Here is a 20,163-nt window from a genome sequence, read left to right as displayed (position 1 = left end):
GACCAGTGAGCCCGTGAGCGAGCACGTCCCCTCGCAACGGCAGCTTGAGCGCGAGCGCGTCCGCAGGTCGCGGGCGCGCCGCTCGGCCTCGATCGCGACGGCCTCGACGATCGTGTTCGTCGTCCTGGTCGCCGTCCCGGTCACGAACTCGCCCGGCTGGCCCCGGGTCCAGGAGGCGTTCTTCGCGCCCGAGTGGTTCGTCGCCGCGCTGCCCAAGGTGCTGGAAGGGTTCCTGCTCAACGTCAAGATGTTCCTGATCGCCGAGCCGCTGATCCTGATCGTCGGGCTGCTGGTGGCGCTGGCCAGGGGCATCACCGCGCCCGCGTTCTTCCCGATCAGGGCCCTGGCCACGCTGTACACCGACGTCTTCCGCGGCGTGCCGACGATCCTGGTCATCTACCTCATCGGGTTCGGGCTGCCCGCGCTGCGGTTGCAGGGCATCCCGACCGACCTGGCGACGCTGGGCGTGATCGCACTGACGCTGTCGTACGGCGCGTACGTGGCCGAGGTGTTCCGCTCCGGCATCGAGTCGGTGCATCCGAGCCAGATCGCCGCCGCCCGCTCGCTGGGCCTGAGCCACTTCAAGGCCATGCGGTTCGTGGTGCTGCCGCAGGCCACCCGCCGGGTCGTGCCGCCGCTGCTCAACGACTTCGTCTCGCTGCAGAAGGACACCGCGCTGGTGGCCACCATCGGGCCGCTGGAGGCCCTCAGGCAGGCCCAGATCATCGCCACCAGCAAGTTCAACTACACCCCCTACCTGGTCGCCTCGCTGGTGTTCATCCTGCTCACGATCCCTATGGCCAGGTTCACCGACCACCTGGCCGCCCGTACGCGCAGGAGGCGTGGCGCATGAGCCTGCTGACCATCGAAGGGGTGTGGAAGAACTTCCACGGCCACAGCGTGCTGCGCGGGATCGACCTCGAGGTGCAGCCGCACGAGGTCGTCAGCCTGATCGGCGCGTCCGGGTCGGGCAAGTCCACCCTCCTGCGCTGCGTGAACCTGCTGGAGACCGTCGACGACGGCGCCATCCACCTCGACGGCCAGGAGATCACCGACCCCCGCGTGGACGTCGACGACGTGCGCAAGCGGCTCGGCATCGTCTTCCAGGCGTTCAACCTGTTCCCGCACATGAGCGTGCTCGACAACGTCACGCTGGCGCCGCGGCGGGTGCTCGGGACGTCCAAGGAGCAGGCCGAGGAGCAGGCGCACGAGCTGCTGGCCAGGTTCGGGCTGGCGGCCAAGTCCGGCGCGTACCCCGACCAGCTGTCGGGCGGGCAGCAGCAGCGGGTCGCGGTCATCCGGGCGCTGGCCATGCAGCCCAGGCTGATGCTGCTCGACGAGGTCACCTCGGCGCTCGACCCCCAGCTGGTGGTGGAGGTGCTGGGCATCGTCAGGGAGCTCAAGGAGTCGGGGATGACGATGATCCTCACGACCCACGAGATGAGCTTCTGCCGCGACATCTCCGACACCGTGTGCTTCCTCGACGGCGGGGTGCTGGTGGAGAAGGGCCCGCCGGAGAAGATCTTCGCCGCGCCGGAGCAGCCGCGGACCAGGGAGTTCCTGCGCAGCGTGCTCGAATCCGGACGCCTCTAGCGGCGGTGGCGGCCCCGGCCGTGTTCGGCCGGGGTGTCCCGCGGGGTGGCCAGCAGGCTGTTGCGGCGGCCGTACAGAAGGTAGACCAGCAGGCCGAAGGCCATCCACAGGACGAACCACGCCCAGGTGAGCAGGCGCAGGTTGAGCATCAGCCACAGCGTGGCGACCAGCGACAGCGCGGGCAGCAGCGGCGAGAGTGGCACGCGGAAGCCGCGTTCCAGGTGCGGCATGCGCCGCCGCATCACGATCACGCCCGCCGCCACGAACAGGAACGCGAACAGCGTCCCGATGACGACCAGTTCCTGCATGGTGAGCACCGGGACGAACTCGGCCAGCACGATCGCGATGCACCCGATCACCAGCGTCACCCGCGACGGGGTGTGGTACTTGCGGCTGACCGTGGCCAGGCCGCGCGGGATCAGCCCGTCGCGGGCCATCGAGAACAGCACCCGCGTCTGACCCACGATCAGTACCAGGATCACGGTGGTCAGCCCGAGCACCGCCCCCGCGTCGATGACGTGCACCATCCAGTCCACGCCCACGGCACGGAACGCGCTGGACAGCGGCGCGTCCCCGCTGATCTTCGTGTACGACACCATGCCCACCATGACCAGCGCGACCGCCAGATAGATGACCGTGGCGATCACCAGGCTGCGGATCATGCCCTTGGGCACGGACTTCGGCGCGTTGACGCTCTCCTCGGCCGAGGTCGCGACGATGTCGAAGCCGATGTAGGCGAACGCGATCGCCGAGGCCGCGGCGAAGACGCCGAACCAGCCGAAGGCCATGCCGTGCCCGGCGAAGACCTCGATGACGGTCTGCGGGCGGACGGGCAGGGCCTCGGGCTCGACGTAGAAGTCGCCGTAGTTGGCCACGTCGATGTGGGTCAGGCCCACGACGATGACCGCCCCGATGGCCAGCAGCTTGGCCGACACCATGATCCACAGTGCCCGGAGCCCCACCCGCGCGCCGAGGGCCACGATGCCCGTGAGCAGCACCAGGATGACCAGGACGAGCACGTCGTCCACACGTTGAGGCACCCGCACGCCGAAGTCGGCGACCGCCTTGACCGCGATGGACGCCCACGCCCTGGCCACCACCGCGGCGGCGAACTGCAGCTCCAGGATCAGCGCCCAGCCGATGATCCAGGCCCAGACCTCGCCGAAGATGACGTACGTGAAGGTGTAGGCGCTGCCCGACGTCGGCATCGTGGACGACAGCTCGGCGTAGCACAGGCAGGCGAGCAGGCACGCGATGCCGGCGATCATGAACGACAGGATCACGCCGGGACCGGCCATGGTGTGGGCCTGCTCGCCGGCGATGCTGAAGATGCCGGCGCCGATGATCACACCGAGACCGAGAACGACGAGGTCGGCCGGGCGGTAGACCTCGGACAGGCTGTGCCGGGCGCCGGTGCGTAACCCGGTCGCCTCTGACGGTGGCAGTCGTCGAAGAATCGTGGACACGGAACACCCCGCTCAGGGAACTCGCCCACTCTGTCTCACCACTTGGACAACGGCAAGCACAGGACGATTACGGTGACCCGGCGTCCGGGCGTCCGCAGGGGGGACGCGGCCGGTCGGATCGGCTACGCGCCGGTCACCAGCCAGGCCGTGCCGGCCGCGCGCCGCCCGAGGGTGACCAACCGGGCGACCATCCACACCCCGAGCGCGCACCAGAGCGCCACCACGCCGAACCCGGCGGCCAGGAACGCCGCCGGCAGGTACGCCAGCGTCGTCCACACCCCCGCCCAGGCCAGGTAGCGCTGGTCGCCCGCGCCGATGAGCACGCCGTCGAGCACGAACACCACCCCGCAGATCGGCTGGAACAGCGCGACCGGCCACAACACGGCCAGCAGCTCACCGGTCACGGCCGGGTCGGCGCCGAACAGGCCGGGCAGCAGCGGCCTGGCCGCCACGACCACCACGCCGAGCGCCAGGCCCGACCACAGGCCCCACTGCATCATCCGCCTGGTCGCGGCCCTGGTGGCGACCGTGTCCCCGGCGCCGAGCGAGCGTCCGGTGATGGCCTGGCCGGCGATCGCGATCGCGTCCAGGGCGAAGGCCATCAGGTTCCACACCTGGCCGGCGATGGCGTACGCGGCCAGTTCGGCCTGGCCCATCCTGGTGGCGACCACCGTGCCCACGATGAGCACGATCCGCAGGCACACCGTACGGATGAGCAGCGCGAAACCGGCCGTACCGGCCTGCCGGACGCCCGCCAGGTCGGGCATGAGCGGTGTGCCGAGCCGTCGGGCGCCCCGGACCACCACGACCAGGTAGACGGCCGCGCCCAGCGTCTGGGCCAGCGTGGTGCCCCACGCGGACCCGGCGATGCCCCAATGCAGCCCGAGCACGAACCAGGCGTTCAGCGCCGCGTTCAGCGCGAACGAGCCCACGGCCACCACCAGCGGCGTGACGGTGTCCTGAAGGCCGCGCAGCACCCCGGTGCCCGCCAGCACGACCAGCATGCCGGGCGCGCCGAGCAGGCTGATCCGCAGGTACGTCACGGCCAGCGCGGCCTGGTCGGGACCGGCGCCGAACAGGTCCACCATGGCCGGGGCGAGCGGCCAGCCCAGGGCGATGAGCACGACGCCGATGGCCAGGGCGAGCCAGATGCCGTCCACGCCGTTGCGCATGGCCCGCCCGTGGTTGCCGGCGCCGCTCTGCCGCGCCACGGACGCCGTCGTGCCGTACGCCAGGAAGACGCAGAGGTTCACCAGCGTCGCCAGGACGGCCCCCGCCACGCCCAGCGCGCCCACGGCGGTGGTGCCGAGGCCGTGGCCGACGATGGCGTAGTCGGCGAGCAGGAAGAGCGGCTCGGCGACCAGCGCACCGAACGCCGGCAGCGCGAGCCGCAGAATCTCCCGGTCCCGGGGTGTAATGGGCATTTGTCTATTATGGCCATTACACGGCGTGTCGGGCCAACTTTCTTTCCTCCACAGTCGGTGGACACTGTTTGCCCAGGTCAGACGATGATCGGTGCATATCCGAAAGAGTTATCCCCAGGCTCGTCCACAGAGCTTTCACACCCTGAGCGCGATAGTGCACAGCTCACCCACAGCGTTGTCCACAGGCCGCGTTGCCCTCACGCGCCGAACGAGCGAAACTGTCACACCGGTCGGCTACAAGTGGGGGTGGTGCGACCGCCTGCGAGGTTGTTCGAGGGGGCGCGGTGAGCATTGACGAAGAGGGCGGCGGAGGCCCCGGTTTCGAGCGCACCCCGCCGCACAACATCGAGGCCGAGCAGTCGGTGCTCGGCGGCATGCTGCTGTCCAAGGACGCCATCGCCGACGTCGTCGAGATCCTGCGGTCCGACGACTTCTACCGGCCCGCCCACCAGATGGTCTACGACGTCATCACCGACCTCTACGGCCGCGGTGAGCCCGCCGACGCCGTCACCGTCTTCGACGAGCTGCAGAAGCGCGGCGAGATGGCCCGGGTGGGCGGCGCCGCATACCTCCACACGCTCACGGCGGTCGTCCCCACGGCCGCCAACGCCGGCTACTACGCCAAGATCGTGCGCGAGCAGGCGATCCTGCGTCGCCTCATCGAGGCCGGCACCCGCATCGTCTCCTTCGGCTACGGCGGCCAGAACGAGGAGGTCGACGACCTCGTCGACCGCGCCCAGGCGGAGATCTACAAGGTCACCGAGCGCCGCACGTCGGAAGACTACGCGCCGCTGGCCGACATCATGCCGGGCGCCCTCGACGAGCTGGAGGCCATCGGCAGCCGCGGCGGCCAGATGGTCGGCGTCCCGACCGGCTTCCAGGACCTCGACCAGCTCACCAACGGCCTCCACCCAGGCCAGATGATCGTCGTGGCCGCCCGCCCGGCCATCGGCAAGGCGCTGGCCCTGGACACTCCGCTGCCCACGCCGACCGGCTGGACGACGATGGGCGAGGTCGAGGTCGGCGACGAGCTGATCGGCGCCGACGGCAGGCCGACCAGGGTCGTCGCGGCGACCGGCGTGATGCACGACAGGCCGTGTTACGAGGTGGAGTTCAGCGACGGCACGGTGATCGTCGCGGACGCCCAGCACCAGTGGCGTACGTCCACGCGCGCGGCCAGGAAGGCGGCCGGCACGCAGCCGTCCTTCCACTGGACGGCGGAGGTGGTCCGGCGGGTCGAAGGGGCCCGCCACGCGGCGTCCGGGCATCCCGACCGGCTGGTGACGCATCGCGAGGCCCTTGAGACCGTGGGGGAGGAGTTCCGCAACGTCCTCCACACCGTCCAGCGGCAGGTGGGCCCGATGGAGAAGGTCCTCACCGCCGTGGGCGGCCCGATCAGGAGCTACTCCTGGCACGCCCCTGCCTATCGGGCGGGCGAGCTCTACAGCGCTCTGTACACGCGGATCACCACACCGAAGAACGCCGCCACCACCGCGGAGCACCAGCAGGTCGTGACGACGGAGGAGATCGCCGCCACCCTCCGCTGCGCGACCGCCGACCGGCGGCCCAACCACGCGGTGGCGGTGGCCGCGCCGTTCGCGCTGGAGGAGCGGGAGCTTCCGCTGTCCCCGTACGTGCTCGGCGTGTGGCTGGGCGACGGCCACAGCGCGGCCGCGCGGTTCTCGACCATGGACCCGGAGATCATCGAGAACATCGAGGCCGAGGGGGTCCGGGTCACCCGCGTGGGCTCCTCGATCTCCTACCAGATGACCCTTCCGGAGCCGCCGCCGTCCCGGCGGGCATGCGTGGTGTGCGGCGCCGGGTTCGTGCCCAAGACCTCGCAGGTCCGCACCTGTGGAAGGAGCTGCGGCGCGAGGGTCCGGTCGCTCTCCGAGCCGGTGGCCGCGCCCACGTGTCCCGACTGCGGCGGCCGATCAAGCGGGCTGCGGCGGTGTCAGGCCTGCCATCTCGAACACGGCACCGTCCAGGGCATCCTTCGTACTCTTGGCGTTCTCGGTGACAAGCACATCCCCGCGAGCTACCTGCGGGCCTCCGAGGGGCAACGACGAGCCCTGCTGGCCGGGCTGCTCGACTCCGACGGTTACGTCAGCGCCGCGGGGCAGATCCAGTTCGCCGTCACCAGCAAGCGCCTCGCCGCCGACGTGCACGAGCTGGTGCTGAGCCTCGGCTACAAGGCCACCATGCGCACCAAGCCGGTCAGAGGCAGGTCCGAGGAGAGCTCGACCTGCTACATGATCGATTTCACCACCTCCGACAAGGTCTTCCGGCTGCCGAGGAAGGCCGACAGGCAGGTCGGCGCCACCCATCCCAAGACTCTGGTCCGCTACATCGTCGATGTTCGGAAGATCGAGAGCCGTCCGGTGCGCTGCGTCGAGGTCGACAACGCGGACCACATGTACCTGGCCGGCCGGGCCTGCATTCCCACCCACAACAGCACGTTGGGCCTCGACTTCGCACGGTCTGCGGCGATCAAGCATGGAATGACCACCGTCATCTTCTCGCTGGAGATGTCCCGCAACGAGATCACCATGCGTCTGCTGTCCGCCGAGGCCAGGGTCGCCCTGCACGCCATGCGCTCGGGCATGATGGGCGACGACGACTGGACCCGTCTCGCGCGCAGGATGAGCGAGGTGGCCGAGGCGCCACTGTTCATCGACGACTCGCCCAACATGTCGATGATGGAGATCCGGGCCAAGTGCCGGCGGCTCAAACAGCGCAACGACCTGCGGTTCGTGGTCATCGACTACCTCCAGCTCATGAGCTCGCCGAAGAAGACCGAGAGCCGCCAGAACGAGGTCTCGGAGATCTCCCGTGCGATCAAGCTGCTGGCCAAGGAGCTGGAGGTGCCGGTCATCGCCATCTCGCAGCTGAACCGAGGCCCCGAGCAGCGCACGGACAAGCGGCCGGCGGTCAGCGACCTTCGCGAGTCGGGCTGCCTGACCGCCGCCACCCGCATCATGCGCGCCGACACCGGCGCCGAGGTGTCGATCGGCGAACTGCTGGAGAGCGGCGCGCGCGACATCCCGGTGTGGTCGCTCGACGAACGGCTGCGGCTCGTGCCGCGCACGATGACACACGCCTTCCCGAGCGGGGTCAAGGAGGTCTTCCGCCTGCGTCTGCGCTCCGGACGTGAGATCGAGGCCACCGCGAACCACCCCTTCCTGACCTACGACGGCTGGCGGCCGCTGGGTGAGCTGACCACCGGGTCCAGGCTGGCGGTCCCACGCCACGTTCCGGCCCCGCAGGGCCTCCAGGAGTGGCCGGAGGCGGAGATCGTGCTGCTCGCGCACATGATCGGCGACGGCTCCTTCGTCGAGCGTCAGCCGATCCGCTACGCGAGCACGGACGAGGCCTGCCTGACGGCGGTGACGCGGGCGGCCGAGCACTTCGGGATCAGTGCCGTCCGCGATGAGTACGCTGCCGCACGGGTCACCACCTTGAGGTTGCCGGCTCCCCACCGGCTGACTCACGGCAGGCGCAACCCCGTCGCCGCCTGGCTGGACGGCTTGGGGCTCTTCGGGTCGCGGAGCCATGAGAAGTTCGTCCCTGATGGAGTCTTCTCCCTGCCCAAGAAGCAGATCGCGCTGTTCCTGCGGCACCTGTGGGCCACCGATGGCTGTGTGTGGTGGGACGCGAAGAGCGGTCAGTCGAGGATCTACTACGCCTCGACGAGCCGCAGGCTGGTCGACGACGTGGCTCGGCTGCTCCTCCGGTTCAACGTGATGACCCGCGTGAAGGAGGTGCGGAAGGACGGCCACAGGCCCGGATACCAGTTGGTCGTCTACGGTGCCGAGAACCAGCTGCGGTTCCTGGACGAGGTGGGCGTGCACGGCGAGCGGTCGGCGCAGGCGGACGCGTCCGCGGGCCGGCTGCGGGAGATCAAGGGCAACACCAATCTGGACACGGTTCCCCGCGAGATCTGGGACCGCGTGCGCGGCGTGCTGTCGGAGCGCGGCACGACTCACCGGGAGTTCTCCGCCCGGCTCGGCACCCAGTTCTGCGGCAGCACGTTGGGGAAGCACGCGCCGAGCCGGGAACGTCTGGGCAAGGTGGCTTCGATCCTCGACGACGCCGACATGGAGATGCTGGCGACGAACGACGTGTTCTGGGACGAGGTCGCATCGATCGAGAGCCTGGGCGATCAGCCGGTGTTCGACGCCACGGTCCTCGGCACCCACAACTTCGTCGCCAACGGCATCGCGGTGCACAACAGCATCGAACAGGACGCCGACATGGTCATCCTGTTGCACCGCGAGGACGCCTACGAGCGGGAGTCCCCCCGGGCCGGTGAGGCCGACCTGATCGTGGCCAAGCACCGTAACGGCCCCACCGCCACGGTGACCGTGGCCTTCCAGGGGCACTACAGCCGTTTCGTGGACATGGCCCAGCACTGAAGGTGAAAGCCCGGTCAAGGTGTGACAAACCAGACAGCGCGGAAGGGATGGCGATCGATCATCGGGGCGCTTTACCCGATGACTGAAGCAAAGGGGAGAACGCCATGACCATCCTGATCGCCTACGACGGCTCGGCCGACTCGCGCAGCGCCATCGAGTTCGCCGCCAAGCATCTGGCCGCCCAGCCGGCCGTCGTCGTCACCGTCTGGGAGCCGCTGCTCGTGCAGATCAGGAAGCACCCGCTGGCGGCGGGGGCGATCTCCCCCGAGACCGAGACCGAGGGGCAGGCCCAGGCCGAGTACTACGCCAAGGAGGGCGCCGAGCTGGCCACCGCCGCCGGGCTGCCCGAGGTGAGCTACCGCGCGGTCGCCGACAACGAGTCCATCTGGAAGACGATCGTCGACGTGGCCGACGAGCTGGACGCCTCGCTCATCGTGACCGGTTCGCGTGGCCTGGCGGGGGTCAGGTCGGTGCTGCTCGGCAGCGTGTCCAACCATGTGCTGCACCACGCCCACCGGCCGACGCTCATCGTTCCGCCGGTTGCGCAGCCGAAGGCGTGACGCAGCAGACCTTGGGTGGGGACAGCCGGGTGTCCATGCGACGGGCGCCCGGTCCCTCCTCGCCGAGCCGGTCGCGGGGGTTGGCCACCGGGCACCGGTCGAGTGACAGGCAGCCGCAGCCGATGCAGTCGGTCAGGTCGTCGCGCAGCCGCTGAAGCTGTTCGATGCGGTCGTCGAGCTCGCCGCGCCAGGCGGCCGACAGCCTGGCCCAGTCCTCGCGGTTGGGGGTGCGCCCGTCGGGCAGCTCGGAGAGCGCGTCCTTGATGGTCGCGAGGGGGATGCCGAGGCGTTGGGAGAGCCGGATGAAGGCGACCCTGCGCAGCGTGTCGCGGTGGTAGCGGCGCTGGTTGCCGGCCGTGCGGCGGCTGGCGATGAGCCCCTTGGTCTCGTAGAAGTGCAGCGCTGAGACGGCCACGCCGCTGCGCTCGGCGAGCTGTCCGACCGTCAGTTCTCTGCTGTTCCAGGCGACCATACCTGAAGCTTACTTGAGGGTTCGTTCGAAGAACGTCTCCAGCACGACGACGGTCTGGGTGCCGGTCACGCCGTCCACCTCGAAGATCTGGCGCAGGACGTCCTGGAGCTCCTTGGTGCTGGACGTGCGCACCTTGAGCAGCAGCGACGCGGGCCCGGCGATGACGTGGGCCTCCTCGACGGCCGGGATCCGCGCCAGCAGGCCGGCGCTGTCGCCCATCCAGCTCGCGCCGTCCACCAGCACGTAGGCGGTCACCGTGCGGCCGAGGGCGTCCTGGTCGACCTCGATCGTGGTGCGCCTGATCACGCCGCGCTCGCGCAGCTTGCGTACGCGTTCGTGCGCGGCCCCGCTGGACAGCCCCACCGCCTTGCCGAGCGCGGCGTACGACTGCGTCGCGTCCTCCAGCAGCAGGCCGATCAGCGTCCTGTCGATCTCATCCATAACCGAATACTATCCGGTGAAATGTGCCGACGGCCGAATGCCGTATGGTGGCCGTCATGGACACGATTCCCACCGAGTTCGAGGTTCTGGACGAGCGCTTCGCCACGGTCGGCGGCGACGACCGGATCGAACGCCTCCACACGGGCACCCGTTGGGCCGAGGGCCCGGTCTACTTCCCGGCCGGCCGCTTCCTGGTCTGGAGCGACATCCCCAACGAGCGCATGCTGCGCTGGGACGAGATGACCGGCGCCGTGGGCCCGTTCCGGCAGCCGTCCGGCTACACGAACGGCAACACCCTCGACCGCGAGGGCCGGTTGATCTCGTGCGAGCAGGGCAACCGCCGCGTCACCCGCACCGAGCCCGACGGCTCGATCACCGTCATCGCCGACCGCTGGCAGGGCAGGCGCCTCAACAGCCCCAACGACGCGGTCGTGCGCTCCGACGGCTCGGTCTGGTTCACCGACCCCCCGTACGGCATCACCAGCAACTACGAGGGCGTCGTGGCCGAGCAGGAGATCGACGGCTGCCACGTCTACCGCGCCGACCCGGTGACCGGCGAGGTGCGCGTGGTGGCCGACGACTTCGTCCGCCCCAACGGCCTGGCCTTCTCCCTCGACGAGAAGCTGCTGTACGTCGCCGACACCAGGGCCAGGCACCTGCGCGTCTTCGAGGTGCGCGAGGACGGCACGCTGTCGGGCGGCCGGGTCTTCGCCGAGGGCACCCAGGCCGACAACTTCGACGGCATGCGCCTCGACGACCGGGGCCGGGTCTGGGCCGCGGCGGGCAAGGCGCTGCTCTGTTTCGACCCCGACGGCACCCTGATCGGCCGGCTCAGGCTGCCGGAGTTCACCGCGAACCTGGTGTTCGGCGGGCTGAAGAGGAACCGGCTGTTCATCGCCTCCTCCTCCTCGCTCTACTCCCTGATGACCAACGTCACCGGCGCCCGCCCGGTCTGGGCCCGCCGCTGACGTCCCTACTCCCACCGGAACAGCCGCACGGCCAGGCCGCCGAACACCGCCAGCCCCGCGGCCATCACCACCAGGTGCAGAAGCTGGGGGCTCTGCCCCGCCCAGGTGTCCTTGAGCGCCTGGGCGAACGGCCCGGCCACGGAGAAGTCGCTGACCTTGCGCAGGGCGTCCGGCATCATCTCGCGCGGCAGCCACATGCCGCCGACGAACATGAGCGGGAACATCACCGCCGACCCGATCCCCGAGGCCGCCTTCCCGTTGGGGGCCAGCGCCGCGATCACCAGGCCGATGGCCATCAGCGCGGCGGTGCCGAGCAGGAAGACGAGCACGAACCCGAGCCACTGCCGGGGCGCCGACGTCCCGAACGCCGCCATCCCGGCCACGATCAGCACGACCGTGGACACGGCCCCGACGGTCAGGTTGATCAGGAGCTGGACGGTCAGCAGCCGTCCGGGATGCACCGGCGTGGTGGACATGCGCCTGAGCACGCCCTGCTCCCGGTAGCCGGCCAGCACGGTGGGCAGCACGCTGCAGGCCAGCGTCAGCAGCGCGAGCAGGGTCATCATGGCCGGCATGTGGGCGTCCACCGACCGCAGGCCGGAGGCGTCGGGCTTGGTCATGTCCGGCACGCTGAGCCCCAGCACCAGCAGCAGGCCGACCGGCAACCCGATGGTGAAGATCATGAACGGCCAGTCCCGCAGGTGCAGCTTGGCCTCCACGAGCAGGATCTTCGTCATGACAACTTCCTTCCGGTGAGCGCGAGGAACGCGTCGTCCAGGGTCGCCTGCTCGATGCGCAGGTCGGCGGGGATGATCTGGTGCTGCGCCAGGGCCAGCGTGACCACGTGGGCGAGGTTGCCGGTGCCGGACACCGAGACCTGCCCGCCGTGCCGGACGACCTCGCGCACCTCGGGCAGCGCCAGCAGCACGGCGTCGTCCAGCGGGCCGGAGGGGCGGAACCGTACGTGCTGCTCGGCCCCGACCTGGGCGATCAGCCCCGCGGGCGTGTCGGTGGCCACCACCTTGCCCGCGTCGATGAGCGCGAGCCGGTCGCAGAGCCGCTCGGCCTCCTCCATGAAGTGGGTGACCAGCACGATCGTCACGCCCGAGTCGCGCACCTGCTCGATCAGCTCCCAGGTGTCCCTGCGGGCCTGCGGGTCGAGGCCGGTGGTCAGCTCGTCGAGCACCGCCACCCGCGGCCGGCCCACCAGCGCCAGCGCGACCGACAGCCGCTGCCGCTGGCCGCCGGACAGGCTCTTGAAGGCGGCGTCCCGCTTGTGCGCCAGACCGACGTGTTCGAGCAGTTCCCGCCAGTCGGCCGGGTCGGGGTAGAAGGAGGCGTACAGGTCCAGGGCCTCCCAGACCTTGATCTTCTCCGGCAGCGCGGCGCTCTGCAGCTGCATGCCGAGCACCTGGCGCAGCTCGTCGCGGTCGCGCCGGGGGTCCAGGCCGGCCACGCGTACGGTGCCGCCGTCCGCCGGGCGCATGCCCGCCACGCACTCCACGGTCGTGGTCTTGCCGGCGCCGTTGGGGCCGAGGATGCCGAAGATCTCGCCCTCGGCGACCTCGAAAGACACGTCGTCCACCGCGAGGTGGTTCGGATACTGCTTGCGCAGGTTCCGCACTTCGATCACCTTCATGGCTTCGACGCTAGGAGCTGCGGGTTTTCCGGGGAATCTCGGTAGATGCCGAGCAAGGGTGTATCTAGGTGCAATGTCCCCGGCGGGGATGTTGGCGCAGACTGGGAGCATGCTTCAACGGTTCGGGCAGGTCGCGGTGTTGTTCGCGCTGCTGCTGGGCGAGGTGGCGCTGATCCCCTTGGCCGGCGCCATGATCATGCTGTCGTTCGCGCTGGGGATGGTCTTCTTCTTCCCGTGGCAGGCCAGGCTGGTCAGGCGGACGGCCGAGCGGCACCGGCGCCTGCTGCGCGCGTGGACCGGCGTCGAGATCGAGGCGCCCTACCTGCCCGAGCCGCCGCCGCCGGTCCCCATGGCCGGCGGCCTCTACCGCGTCGATCGCACGCTGTACAAGTCGCCGCGCATGCCGGCCTGGAACGACCGGTTCAAGTGGCTGCTCACCGACCCGGCGACCTGGCGGGACACGCTCTGGCTGACGCTCGACCCGGTCGTCAAGATCGGCCTGCTGCCGCTGTTCGTCCTGCTCCCGGCGCGCGGTCTGCGTCTGTACGCCCTCACCGTCCGCCTCCTGCTCGGCGCCACCTCCGCCAGCCGCCTGGCCGTCCAGATCACCCATCTGCGGCAGGTGCGCAACCTCGCCGCCGACTCCCAGGCCGCCGAGATGCGCAGGATCGAACGCGACCTGCACGACGGCACCCAGGCCCGCCTGGTGGCCATCGGCATGACGCTGGGCGCGGTCGAGCAGCTCATCGACGACAACCCGGCCGCCGCCAAGGCACTGCTGGCCAAGACCAGGGACGCCTCCGCCGAGACCCTGACCGAGCTGCGTACCGTCATCCGCGGCATCCACCCGCCGGTGCTGGCCGAACGCGGCCTCGCCGACGCCGTGCGCGCCCTGGCCATGGACAGCCCGCTGCGCGTCAAGGTGGACGTCGAGCTGCCCCACCGCCTGGAACCCCCGGTGGAGGCGGCGGCCTACTTCGCGATCAGCGAACTGCTCGCCAACGCCGCCCGGCACAGCGGCGCCGAGTCGGTGGCCATCGACATCAGCGTCAACGGCGCGGCCCTGCGCGTCACCGTCAGCGACGACGGCATGGGCGGCGCCGACCCGGCCAAGGGCAGCGGCCTGACCGGCATCGAACGCCGTCTGGCCGCCTTCGACGGCGTGCTGGCCCTGCACAGCCCGCCGGGCGGCCCCACCACCGTCACCCTGGACATCCCGCACGTCCTGCCCGAGCAGGCCGACCAGGCGAAGCTGCCCCCCAAGAAGGCCGCCACGATCGCCGTCCTGTACGGCACGGCCTGGTGCCCGCTCTTCCCCCAGGGCCTCGTCACGGCCGTCTTCAAGGCGTTCCACATCGACGAGCGCAGCTGGTTCCTGGCCCTCTACCTGCCCGAGCCCCTGCAATGGCCGGTGATCGTGGCCAACATCGCCCTCGGCACGCTCATGTACATTGCGGCCATGCGCATCCGGCTCGTCCACAACAGAAGCCTCGTACTCGGCCGCGTCGGCGGTCTGGGGCCCTGCTGATGAAGCGGGTGCTCGTCGCCGAAGACCTCTACCTGCTCAGAGACGGCCTGGTCCACCTGCTGCAGGCGCACGGCTTCACGGTCGTCGCCGCCGTCGAGAGCGGGCCTGAGCTGCTGAAGGGCCTGCTGGAGCTGCGCCCCGACGTCTCGGTCGTCGATGTACGGCTGCCGCCCACGTTCACCGACGAGGGCCTGCAGGCCGCGCTGGCCGCCCGCGCGCAGATCCCGGGGCTGCCCGTCCTCGTGCTGTCGCAGCACGTCGAACAGCTCTACGCCCGCGAGCTGCTGGCCGACGGCTCGGGCGGCATCGGCTACCTGCTGAAGGACCGGGTGTTCAACGCGGAGCAGTTCGTCGACGCCGTGCGCAGGGTCGCCGAGGGCGGCACCGCGATGGACCCCGAGGTGATCGCCAAGCTGCTGGCCAGCAACGCCAGGAACGAGCCGCTGGCCGCGCTCACGCCCCGCGAGCGCGAGGTGCTGGAGGCCATGGCGGAGGGCCGCTCCAACGCCGCGATCTCCCAGCGGCTCTTCCTCAGCGAGAGCGCCGTCGCCAAGCACACGGCCGGCATCTTCGCCAAGCTCGGCCTGGCCCCCTCCGACGACGACAACCGCCGCGTCCTCGCCGTGCTCGCCTACCTGAACAGCCGCGCCTGACCGCCCTTCCGGCCCCATCAGGCCCATCCTGCACAGGGCGCCCAGCCGTGCCCGGACACAGCCGTAGTTGTCGGTGGGAGCGGCTATTTTCATAGAGGCACGGCGCGACGAAAGGGTGGATCCTCGTGAAGATCCGGGTTAACCGCGATGTACTGGCAGATGCGGTGGCATGGGCCGCCAGAGTCCTGCCCAGCCGCCCGGTGGTGCCCGTACTCTCCGGGTTGCTGCTGGAGGCGGGCGACGAGCTGAGCCTGTCCGCCTTCGACTACGACGTCTCCGCGCGCGCCCTGGTCGACGCCGACGTGGTCGAGCCCGGGAGCGTGCTCATCCCCGGCCGGCTGCTCGCCGAGATCAGCCGCAGCCTGCCGGCCGAAGACGTCGAGATCGTCACCGAAGGCGCCGAGGCCGTGCTGACCTGCGGAAGCGCCGAGTTCGGGCTGATCACGATGCCGGTCGAAGACTTCCCGGCCCTGCCGACGATGCCCCCGAGCATCGGCGCGATCGGCGGCGGCGTGTTCGCCTCCGCGGTGAGCCAGGTCGCGCCCGCCGCCAGCCGCGACGACACGCTGCCGATGCTCACCGGCATCCGGGTCGACATCGAGGGCGAGTCCGTGGCGATGGCCTCCACCGACCGCTACCGCATCGCCGCCCGCGACTTCACCTGGCGTCCGGCCGCGCCCGACGTCGCCGTCTCGGCCATGGTGCCGGCGAAGGTGCTGGTCGAGGTGGCCAAGTCGCTGCGCGGCGGCGAGGTGTCGGTCGCGATGGGCGACGGCGTGGCCGGGTTCGAGAGCGTCGGCCGCAGCACCACCGTGCGCCTGCTCGACGAGCAGTTCATCGACTACCGGGCCAGGCTGACCTCCGACTGGTCGATCAGGGCCGACATCGCGGTCACCCCGTTCGTCAACGCCATCAAGCGGGTGGCCCTGGTGGCCGAGCGCAACACCGCGATCCGGCTGTCGTTCACGCAGGGCCAGGTGCTGATCCAGGCGGGCGGCGGCGACATCGGGCGCGGCACCGAGGTGGTCCCGTGCGAGCTGCGCGGCGACGACATCCAGATCGCCTTCCAGTCGCAGTTCCTGCTCGACGGCCTGACCGGCATCGAGGGCGAGCTGGCCAGGATCAACATGGAGTCGCCGACCAGGCCCGCCCTCATCCAGGACGTGCCGGGCGACGCCCAGCCCGCCTTCCGCTACCTCGTCATGTCGTTGCGCCTGACCTGAGCGGCCCTCACTCCGCCGCGAGCGTCTGCCGCTCGGCGACCGCCTTGAAGACCCTCTTGAACTCCGCGTACGCCTGCTCGCCCACGGCCCGTGCGTGCGCGGCCTCCATCTCGGCGATGATCGCGTCCGACTTCGCCATGTGGTCCAGCGCCTTGTCCGTCGGCACGATCAGCTTGGCCCGGCGGTCGGCCGGGTCGGGCTGCCGCTCCACGTAGCCGAGCGCGACCAGCTCGTCCACCAGCGTGCCGATCACCTGCTTGTGCTGCCCCGACTGCGCGGCCAGGTCGGTCGCCCTGCTGCCCTCCTCGTCCAGGTAGGCCAGCACGGCGCCGTGCCGCGGCCGCAGCCCCGGATGCCCCTGCTCGGCCAGCTTGGCGAACAGCTCGCGCTGCAGGGCGAAGAGCGTGCGCCCGGCCAGGACGCCGAGGTCTGGTTCGTCCTGCTTGCGATGACTCCTGCGCACGTGTGGCCCTCCAATTAGTCACTGATTTTGACTGTCACTGATTCTTACTATATCGTCATGCCATGACCACGACGGTGGAACTCACCAGATTCAGAGTGTCCCCGGAACGCGCCGGCCAGTTGCTGGCGGCCCGTCCGGGCATGCTCGCCGACTTCGCGGCCGACCGTGCCGGTTTCCTCGGCGCCCGGCTGGTCCGCCTGTCCGACGACGAGTGGCTGGACATCGTCGACTGGCGCTCGGGCGACGACTTCGCCGCCTCCCGTGCCAAGGGCGCGAACCTGCCCGGCATCCAGAAGTTCTTCGACCTGATCGACGAGTTGATCTCTGCAGAAGAGGGGGCATTGCGATGACCATCCTGATCACCGGTGCCACCGGCACCGTCTCCGGGGCCGTGCTGAAGTCGCTGGGCGACCTGAGCGACGTGCGCGTCCTGGTGCGCGACGCGGCCAAGGCCCCCGAGGGCGTCGAAGTGGCCGTCGGCGACCTCGACCAGCCTGACACGCTCGACGCCGCCTTCGAGGGGGTCGACACCCTGTGGCTGCTGACCGCCATGGGCCCCCAGGCGCCCCATGCGAGCATGAACGCCCTCTGGGCGGCCCGGAAGGCGGGGGTGCGGCACGTCGTGCGCCTGTCGGCCATCGGAGCCGCGCACGACGCCCCCACGCGCAACGGCCGCCTGCACGCGCTCTCCGACGTCGAGCTGGCCGCCTCGGGCCTCGACTGGACCGTCATCCGCCCGGCCTTCTTCATGCAGAACCTGCTCGGCTCGGTGGCCGGCGACACCCTCTACGGCGGCACGGGCGAGGGCCGGATCGGACTGATCGACGTCCGCGACATCGGCGACTTCGCCGCCGCGGTGCTGCGCGACCCGGCGCCGCACAAGGGCCGCACCTACACGCTCACGGGCCCGGCCAGCATCTCGATGGGGGAGGCGGCCACCGCCCTGACCGAGGTCTACGGCACGCCGATCACCTACCAGCCCGTCGCCCCCGACGACGCCTACCGCTCGATGCTCGACGCCGGCCTGCGCGAGTGGGACGCGGCCGTCACCAGGGAATACCTCACGGCCTACGCCGCGAACTGGGGCGACCTGACGACGACGGCCTTCACCGACGTGACCGGCCGCCCGGGCCGCAGCTTCACCGAGTTCGCCAAGGACCATGCGGCCGAGCTGCGCCCCGCCGCCTGAGGGCCGGTCAGGAGTCGGTGAGGGCGATGAGGATGTGCTCCATGCACGCGTGCCCGGCCCGCTCGGCCGCGGTGGCGTCGCCGGCGGCGATGGCGCGGGCGATGGCGTCGTGCGGGATGTAGCTCTTGTTGAACGACGTGCCCGCGGCCGTGATGCTGGCCCGCAGAGCCGCCGAGAAGTCCTCGTAGAGGTCGATGAGCACGAGATTGTGGGTGGCGTGCGCGACCGCCATGTGGAAGGCGAGGTCGGCCTCGACGAAGAAGTCGGGGTCGTCCAGCTCCCAGGCGCGGTCGCGTTCGGCCAGCGCGGCCTCGATGCGGCGGATGTCCTCGTCGGTGCGGCGGGTCGCGGCCAGCCGGGCGGACTCGACCTCCAGCGCGCGTCGCACCTCAAGGATCTCCAGCTGCTCGGCCTGGCGCAGCCGGCGCAGCATCGCCCCCGACAGCTCACTGGTCGCCCGGACGTAAGTGCCGTCCCCCTGACGGCACTCCAGCAGCCCGGCGTGCGTCAACGCGCGCACGGCCTCGCGAACGGTGTTGCGTCCCACTCCGAGCTGCTCGGCGAGCACGGTCTCGGTGGGGATCTTGCCGTTCATCTGCCACGACCCTGAGGTGATCTGCTCCTTGAGCTGATCGATCACCTGGTCGACGAGCGAAGCCCGCTGCGCCGTACGCAGACTCACAGTCCGCCTCCTCCGGGGAAACCAATCATCCTATGAGTCAATGACTGGTCGACCCTAATTATTCCAGACTCAAAAGTCCAAATCTGGAGCTCCCGGAGGTTCAGTGCGCGACCGTGGCCTCGACCGTCACCCCTGCCAACGCGGAGCGAACTCCGGCAGCTTCAAGGGCTTTACGATATGCGGCGGTCTGCTGTGCTCTTGCCCCGACCCTGCCGTAAAGGTCACCCAGCTCGCGCCAGCAGCGGGCGGCCTGCCTGTCGGACCCGAACACCGGACGGTCGAGCGAGTCGAGCAGCTCGTGCGCGGTACGGAGCTGCGTCGTGGCACTGCCGTCGAGGTCGAGCGCGACGGTGGCGAGCACCAGGTTCGCCTCGGCCGGCGTGGTGCCCGAACCGTCGTGGGCCAGCCCCAGCGCCGTGGTGGCCAGCTCGGCGGCGCCCGCCTGGTCGCCCGCCCGCAGCCGCACCCGAGCGTGCGCGACGAGGCTCTCGCCGTGCTCGCGGACACTGCCGGGCGAGGACGCGAACGCCCGCGACGCGGCGGCGGCCAGCCGCTCGGCCTCGTCGAGCGGCGCGGTGACCAGCCTGGACCAGTGCATGGCCGCCCGCGCGAGCTGCAGCGCGAGCCGGGACTGACGACCGGCCATGATGGCGTCGTCGGCCAGGCGCACGGCCAGCGCGGAGTCCTCGCCGGCGGCGGCGGCGGAGCTCGCCTGCCACAGGGCGTGGATCTCCTCGGAACGGTCCATAACTTCAGGAACGCCGCTGTTGTCCAGCACCCGCTTGACGTACTCGAGCTCGGGGGAGTCGCCCTGACGCTCGCTGCGCGCCTCGACCAGAGCGGTGGCCAGGTCGACCGCGATCTCGCCCTGCGAGATGGACAGCCGCTCGGCCTGCTCCAGCGCGGACGCGGCCAGGTCGCGGGCCCTCAGCCGGTCGCCGGCCCGCTGGTAGCAGCGGCTCAGCGCGATCGTGAGCGGCAGGTCGGCCAGCCGCTCGGGATGCGCGGCGGCTTCCCTGCGCAGCCGTTCGAACGCCTCGACGGCCTGGCCGAGACGCCCCTGGACCTCCAGCGCGCGGGCCCGGCCGAAGCGGGCGTGCGCGGTGAGCATGGCGTTCTCCTCGTCGGCCGCCTTCACGATCTCCGTGAAGCGGTCGGCCGCCACCGCGGGGTCGCCGTGCTGAAGCTCCAGCTCGGCATGGCGAAGACCCAGCTCGGTGTCGATGCGCTGCCGCGGTTCGATGCCGTGCAGGAGGAACTCGGTGGTGCATCCCAGCCGCTCGGCGAGGAGGCGGGCCACGACAGGAGTCGGCGTGCGCTTGCCCGACTCGATGAGCGAGACATAACTGTCAGACAGGTCGGGTCCGGCCAACTGGGCCTGGGACATCCGCCTGTTCAGCCGCAGTCCACGGACGCGGTCACCGATGGTTCCCTGACTCGGCATCTC

19 protein-coding genes are annotated in these 20,163 nt (G+C 70.4%); 10 read left to right on the top strand and 9 right to left on the bottom strand.

Annotated features, from left to right (window positions below):
• The first annotated feature begins 13 nt into the window (after positions 1-13).
• A complete protein-coding gene (locus ABT158_RS38630; protein ID WP_352362250.1) occupies positions 14-853 on the top strand; it encodes an amino acid ABC transporter permease in 840 nt (279 codons plus the stop codon).
• Complete coding sequence (locus ABT158_RS38625) at positions 850-1,593, top strand: amino acid ABC transporter ATP-binding protein (RefSeq protein ID WP_352362248.1); 744 nt, start codon at positions 850-852, stop codon at positions 1,591-1,593. Before ABT158_RS38630 ends, ABT158_RS38625 begins: the two co-directional genes overlap by 4 nt.
• Here ABT158_RS38625 and ABT158_RS38620 read toward each other — a convergent pair.
• Positions 1,590-3,059: an APC family permease gene (locus ABT158_RS38620; RefSeq protein WP_352362246.1), complete on the bottom strand. Its 1,470-nt coding sequence runs from the start codon at positions 3,057-3,059 to the stop codon at positions 1,590-1,592. The two genes, ABT158_RS38625 and ABT158_RS38620, sit on opposite strands and share 4 nt — an antisense overlap.
• Before the next feature lie 122 nt (positions 3,060-3,181).
• On the bottom strand, positions 3,182-4,483 hold the full coding sequence (locus ABT158_RS38615; protein WP_352362244.1) for an MATE family efflux transporter: 1,302 nt from the start codon (positions 4,481-4,483) through the stop codon (positions 3,182-3,184).
• Positions 4,484-4,767: 284 nt separating this feature from the next.
• Between ABT158_RS38615 and ABT158_RS38610 the strand changes: the two genes are divergently transcribed.
• Both ABT158_RS38610 and ABT158_RS38605 read left to right on the top strand, forming a co-directional pair.
• Positions 4,768-8,898 (top strand): replicative DNA helicase, encoded by a 4,131-nt coding sequence (locus ABT158_RS38610; RefSeq protein WP_352362242.1) that lies wholly within the window; start codon positions 4,768-4,770, stop codon positions 8,896-8,898.
• 104 nt (positions 8,899-9,002) lie between these two features.
• Positions 9,003-9,458: a universal stress protein gene (locus ABT158_RS38605; protein WP_352362240.1), complete on the top strand. Its 456-nt coding sequence runs from the start codon at positions 9,003-9,005 to the stop codon at positions 9,456-9,458.
• On the opposite strand, the gene soxR is transcribed toward ABT158_RS38605, so the two are convergent.
• Entirely contained in the window at positions 9,424-9,930 is a 507-nt protein-coding gene (soxR, locus tag ABT158_RS38600) for a redox-sensitive transcriptional activator SoxR (RefSeq protein ID WP_352362238.1), read from the bottom strand. The two genes, ABT158_RS38605 and soxR, sit on opposite strands and share 35 nt — an antisense overlap.
• 9 nt (positions 9,931-9,939) lie before the next feature.
• Positions 9,940-10,371 (bottom strand): Lrp/AsnC family transcriptional regulator, encoded by a 432-nt coding sequence (locus ABT158_RS38595; protein ID WP_352362236.1) that lies wholly within the window; start codon positions 10,369-10,371, stop codon positions 9,940-9,942.
• 56 nt (positions 10,372-10,427) lie between these two features.
• On the opposite strand from ABT158_RS38595, the gene ABT158_RS38590 reads away from it, so the two are divergent.
• Positions 10,428-11,339 (top strand): SMP-30/gluconolactonase/LRE family protein, encoded by a 912-nt coding sequence (locus ABT158_RS38590; protein WP_352362234.1) that lies wholly within the window; start codon positions 10,428-10,430, stop codon positions 11,337-11,339.
• 5 nt (positions 11,340-11,344) lie between these two features.
• On the opposite strand, the gene ABT158_RS38585 is transcribed toward ABT158_RS38590, so the two are convergent.
• Together ABT158_RS38585 and ABT158_RS38580 are read right to left on the bottom strand one after the other, a co-directional pair.
• The gene (locus ABT158_RS38585) at positions 11,345-12,076 is read right to left on the bottom strand and encodes an ABC transporter permease (RefSeq protein ID WP_352318465.1); all 732 of its coding nucleotides are present in this window, start codon (positions 12,074-12,076) and stop codon (positions 11,345-11,347) included.
• Positions 12,073-12,978, bottom strand: coding sequence for an ABC transporter ATP-binding protein (locus ABT158_RS38580; protein ID WP_352362232.1), 906 nt, complete (start codon positions 12,976-12,978; stop codon positions 12,073-12,075). The genes ABT158_RS38585 and ABT158_RS38580 overlap by 4 nt, the downstream gene beginning before the upstream one ends.
• Positions 12,979-13,087: 109 nt before the next feature.
• Between ABT158_RS38580 and ABT158_RS38575 the strand changes: the two genes are divergently transcribed.
• The 3 genes from ABT158_RS38575 to dnaN all read left to right on the top strand — a co-directional run bounded on the left by ABT158_RS38575 (position 13,088) and on the right by dnaN (position 16,382).
• On the top strand, positions 13,088-14,506 hold the full coding sequence (locus tag ABT158_RS38575; protein WP_352362230.1) for a sensor histidine kinase: 1,419 nt from the start codon (positions 13,088-13,090) through the stop codon (positions 14,504-14,506).
• Positions 14,506-15,159 carry a response regulator transcription factor gene (locus tag ABT158_RS38570; RefSeq protein ID WP_352362228.1) on the top strand — a complete coding sequence of 218 codons (654 nt, stop codon included), beginning with the start codon at positions 14,506-14,508 and terminating at the stop codon, positions 15,157-15,159. The genes ABT158_RS38575 and ABT158_RS38570 overlap by 1 nt, the downstream gene beginning before the upstream one ends.
• Before the next feature lie 125 nt (positions 15,160-15,284).
• Complete coding sequence (gene dnaN / locus ABT158_RS38565; RefSeq protein ID WP_352362226.1) at positions 15,285-16,382, top strand: DNA polymerase III subunit beta; 1,098 nt, start codon at positions 15,285-15,287, stop codon at positions 16,380-16,382.
• 7 nt (positions 16,383-16,389) lie between these two features.
• Here dnaN and ABT158_RS38560 read toward each other — a convergent pair whose 3' ends face one another.
• The gene (locus tag ABT158_RS38560; RefSeq protein ID WP_352362224.1) at positions 16,390-16,845 is read right to left on the bottom strand and encodes a MarR family winged helix-turn-helix transcriptional regulator; all 456 of its coding nucleotides are present in this window, start codon (positions 16,843-16,845) and stop codon (positions 16,390-16,392) included.
• A 62-nt stretch (positions 16,846-16,907) separates the two neighbouring features.
• Here ABT158_RS38560 and ABT158_RS38555 point away from each other — a divergent pair, with 62 nt between their 5' ends.
• On the top strand, positions 16,908-17,195 hold the full coding sequence (locus ABT158_RS38555) for an antibiotic biosynthesis monooxygenase (protein ID WP_352362222.1): 288 nt from the start codon (positions 16,908-16,910) through the stop codon (positions 17,193-17,195).
• The gene (locus ABT158_RS38550; RefSeq protein WP_352362220.1) at positions 17,192-18,034 is read left to right on the top strand and encodes an SDR family oxidoreductase; all 843 of its coding nucleotides are present in this window, start codon (positions 17,192-17,194) and stop codon (positions 18,032-18,034) included. The genes ABT158_RS38555 and ABT158_RS38550 overlap by 4 nt, the downstream gene beginning before the upstream one ends.
• Positions 18,035-18,041: 7 nt before the next feature.
• Here ABT158_RS38550 and ABT158_RS38545 read toward each other — a convergent pair whose 3' ends face one another.
• Both ABT158_RS38545 and ABT158_RS38540 read right to left on the bottom strand, forming a co-directional pair.
• Positions 18,042-18,716, bottom strand: a complete 675-nt coding sequence (locus ABT158_RS38545) for a FadR/GntR family transcriptional regulator (protein ID WP_352318450.1) — start codon at positions 18,714-18,716, stop codon at positions 18,042-18,044.
• Positions 18,717-18,816: 100 nt separating this feature from the next.
• Complete coding sequence (locus tag ABT158_RS38540) at positions 18,817-20,160, bottom strand: helix-turn-helix domain-containing protein (RefSeq protein ID WP_352362218.1); 1,344 nt, start codon at positions 20,158-20,160, stop codon at positions 18,817-18,819.
• Between the last annotated feature and the right edge of the window lie 3 nt (positions 20,161-20,163).

Source organism: Nonomuraea sp. NPDC001636 (assembly GCF_040298265.1).
Lineage (GTDB): Bacteria > Actinomycetota > Actinomycetes > Streptosporangiales > Streptosporangiaceae > Nonomuraea.
The sequence above is the reverse complement of the archived record's forward strand: the minus strand, read 5'-3'. Positions and strand labels throughout refer to the sequence as shown.

Excerpts from the sequence above, each read along its gene's own strand:
- ABT158_RS38625 (WP_352362248.1), top strand. The coding sequence starts at position 850 with ATGAGCCTGCTGACCATCGAAGGGGTGTGGAAGAACTTCCACGGCCAC.
- ABT158_RS38615 (WP_352362244.1), bottom strand. The coding sequence starts at position 4,483 with ATGCCCATTACACCCCGGGACCGGGAGATTCTGCGGCTCGCGCTGCCG.
- ABT158_RS38605 (WP_352362240.1), top strand. The coding sequence starts at position 9,003 with ATGACCATCCTGATCGCCTACGACGGCTCGGCCGACTCGCGCAGCGCC.
- soxR (WP_352362238.1), bottom strand. The coding sequence starts at position 9,930 with ATGGTCGCCTGGAACAGCAGAGAACTGACGGTCGGACAGCTCGCCGAG.
- ABT158_RS38595 (WP_352362236.1), bottom strand. The coding sequence starts at position 10,371 with ATGGATGAGATCGACAGGACGCTGATCGGCCTGCTGCTGGAGGACGCG.
- ABT158_RS38590 (WP_352362234.1), top strand. The coding sequence starts at position 10,428 with ATGGACACGATTCCCACCGAGTTCGAGGTTCTGGACGAGCGCTTCGCC.
- ABT158_RS38585 (WP_352318465.1), bottom strand. The coding sequence starts at position 12,076 with ATGACGAAGATCCTGCTCGTGGAGGCCAAGCTGCACCTGCGGGACTGG.
- ABT158_RS38580 (WP_352362232.1), bottom strand. The coding sequence starts at position 12,978 with ATGAAGGTGATCGAAGTGCGGAACCTGCGCAAGCAGTATCCGAACCAC.
- ABT158_RS38575 (WP_352362230.1), top strand. The coding sequence starts at position 13,088 with ATGCTTCAACGGTTCGGGCAGGTCGCGGTGTTGTTCGCGCTGCTGCTG.
- ABT158_RS38570 (WP_352362228.1), top strand. The coding sequence starts at position 14,506 with ATGAAGCGGGTGCTCGTCGCCGAAGACCTCTACCTGCTCAGAGACGGC.
- ABT158_RS38555 (WP_352362222.1), top strand. The coding sequence starts at position 16,908 with ATGACCACGACGGTGGAACTCACCAGATTCAGAGTGTCCCCGGAACGC.
- ABT158_RS38550 (WP_352362220.1), top strand. The coding sequence starts at position 17,192 with ATGACCATCCTGATCACCGGTGCCACCGGCACCGTCTCCGGGGCCGTG.
- ABT158_RS38540 (WP_352362218.1), bottom strand. The coding sequence starts at position 20,160 with ATGCCGAGTCAGGGAACCATCGGTGACCGCGTCCGTGGACTGCGGCTG.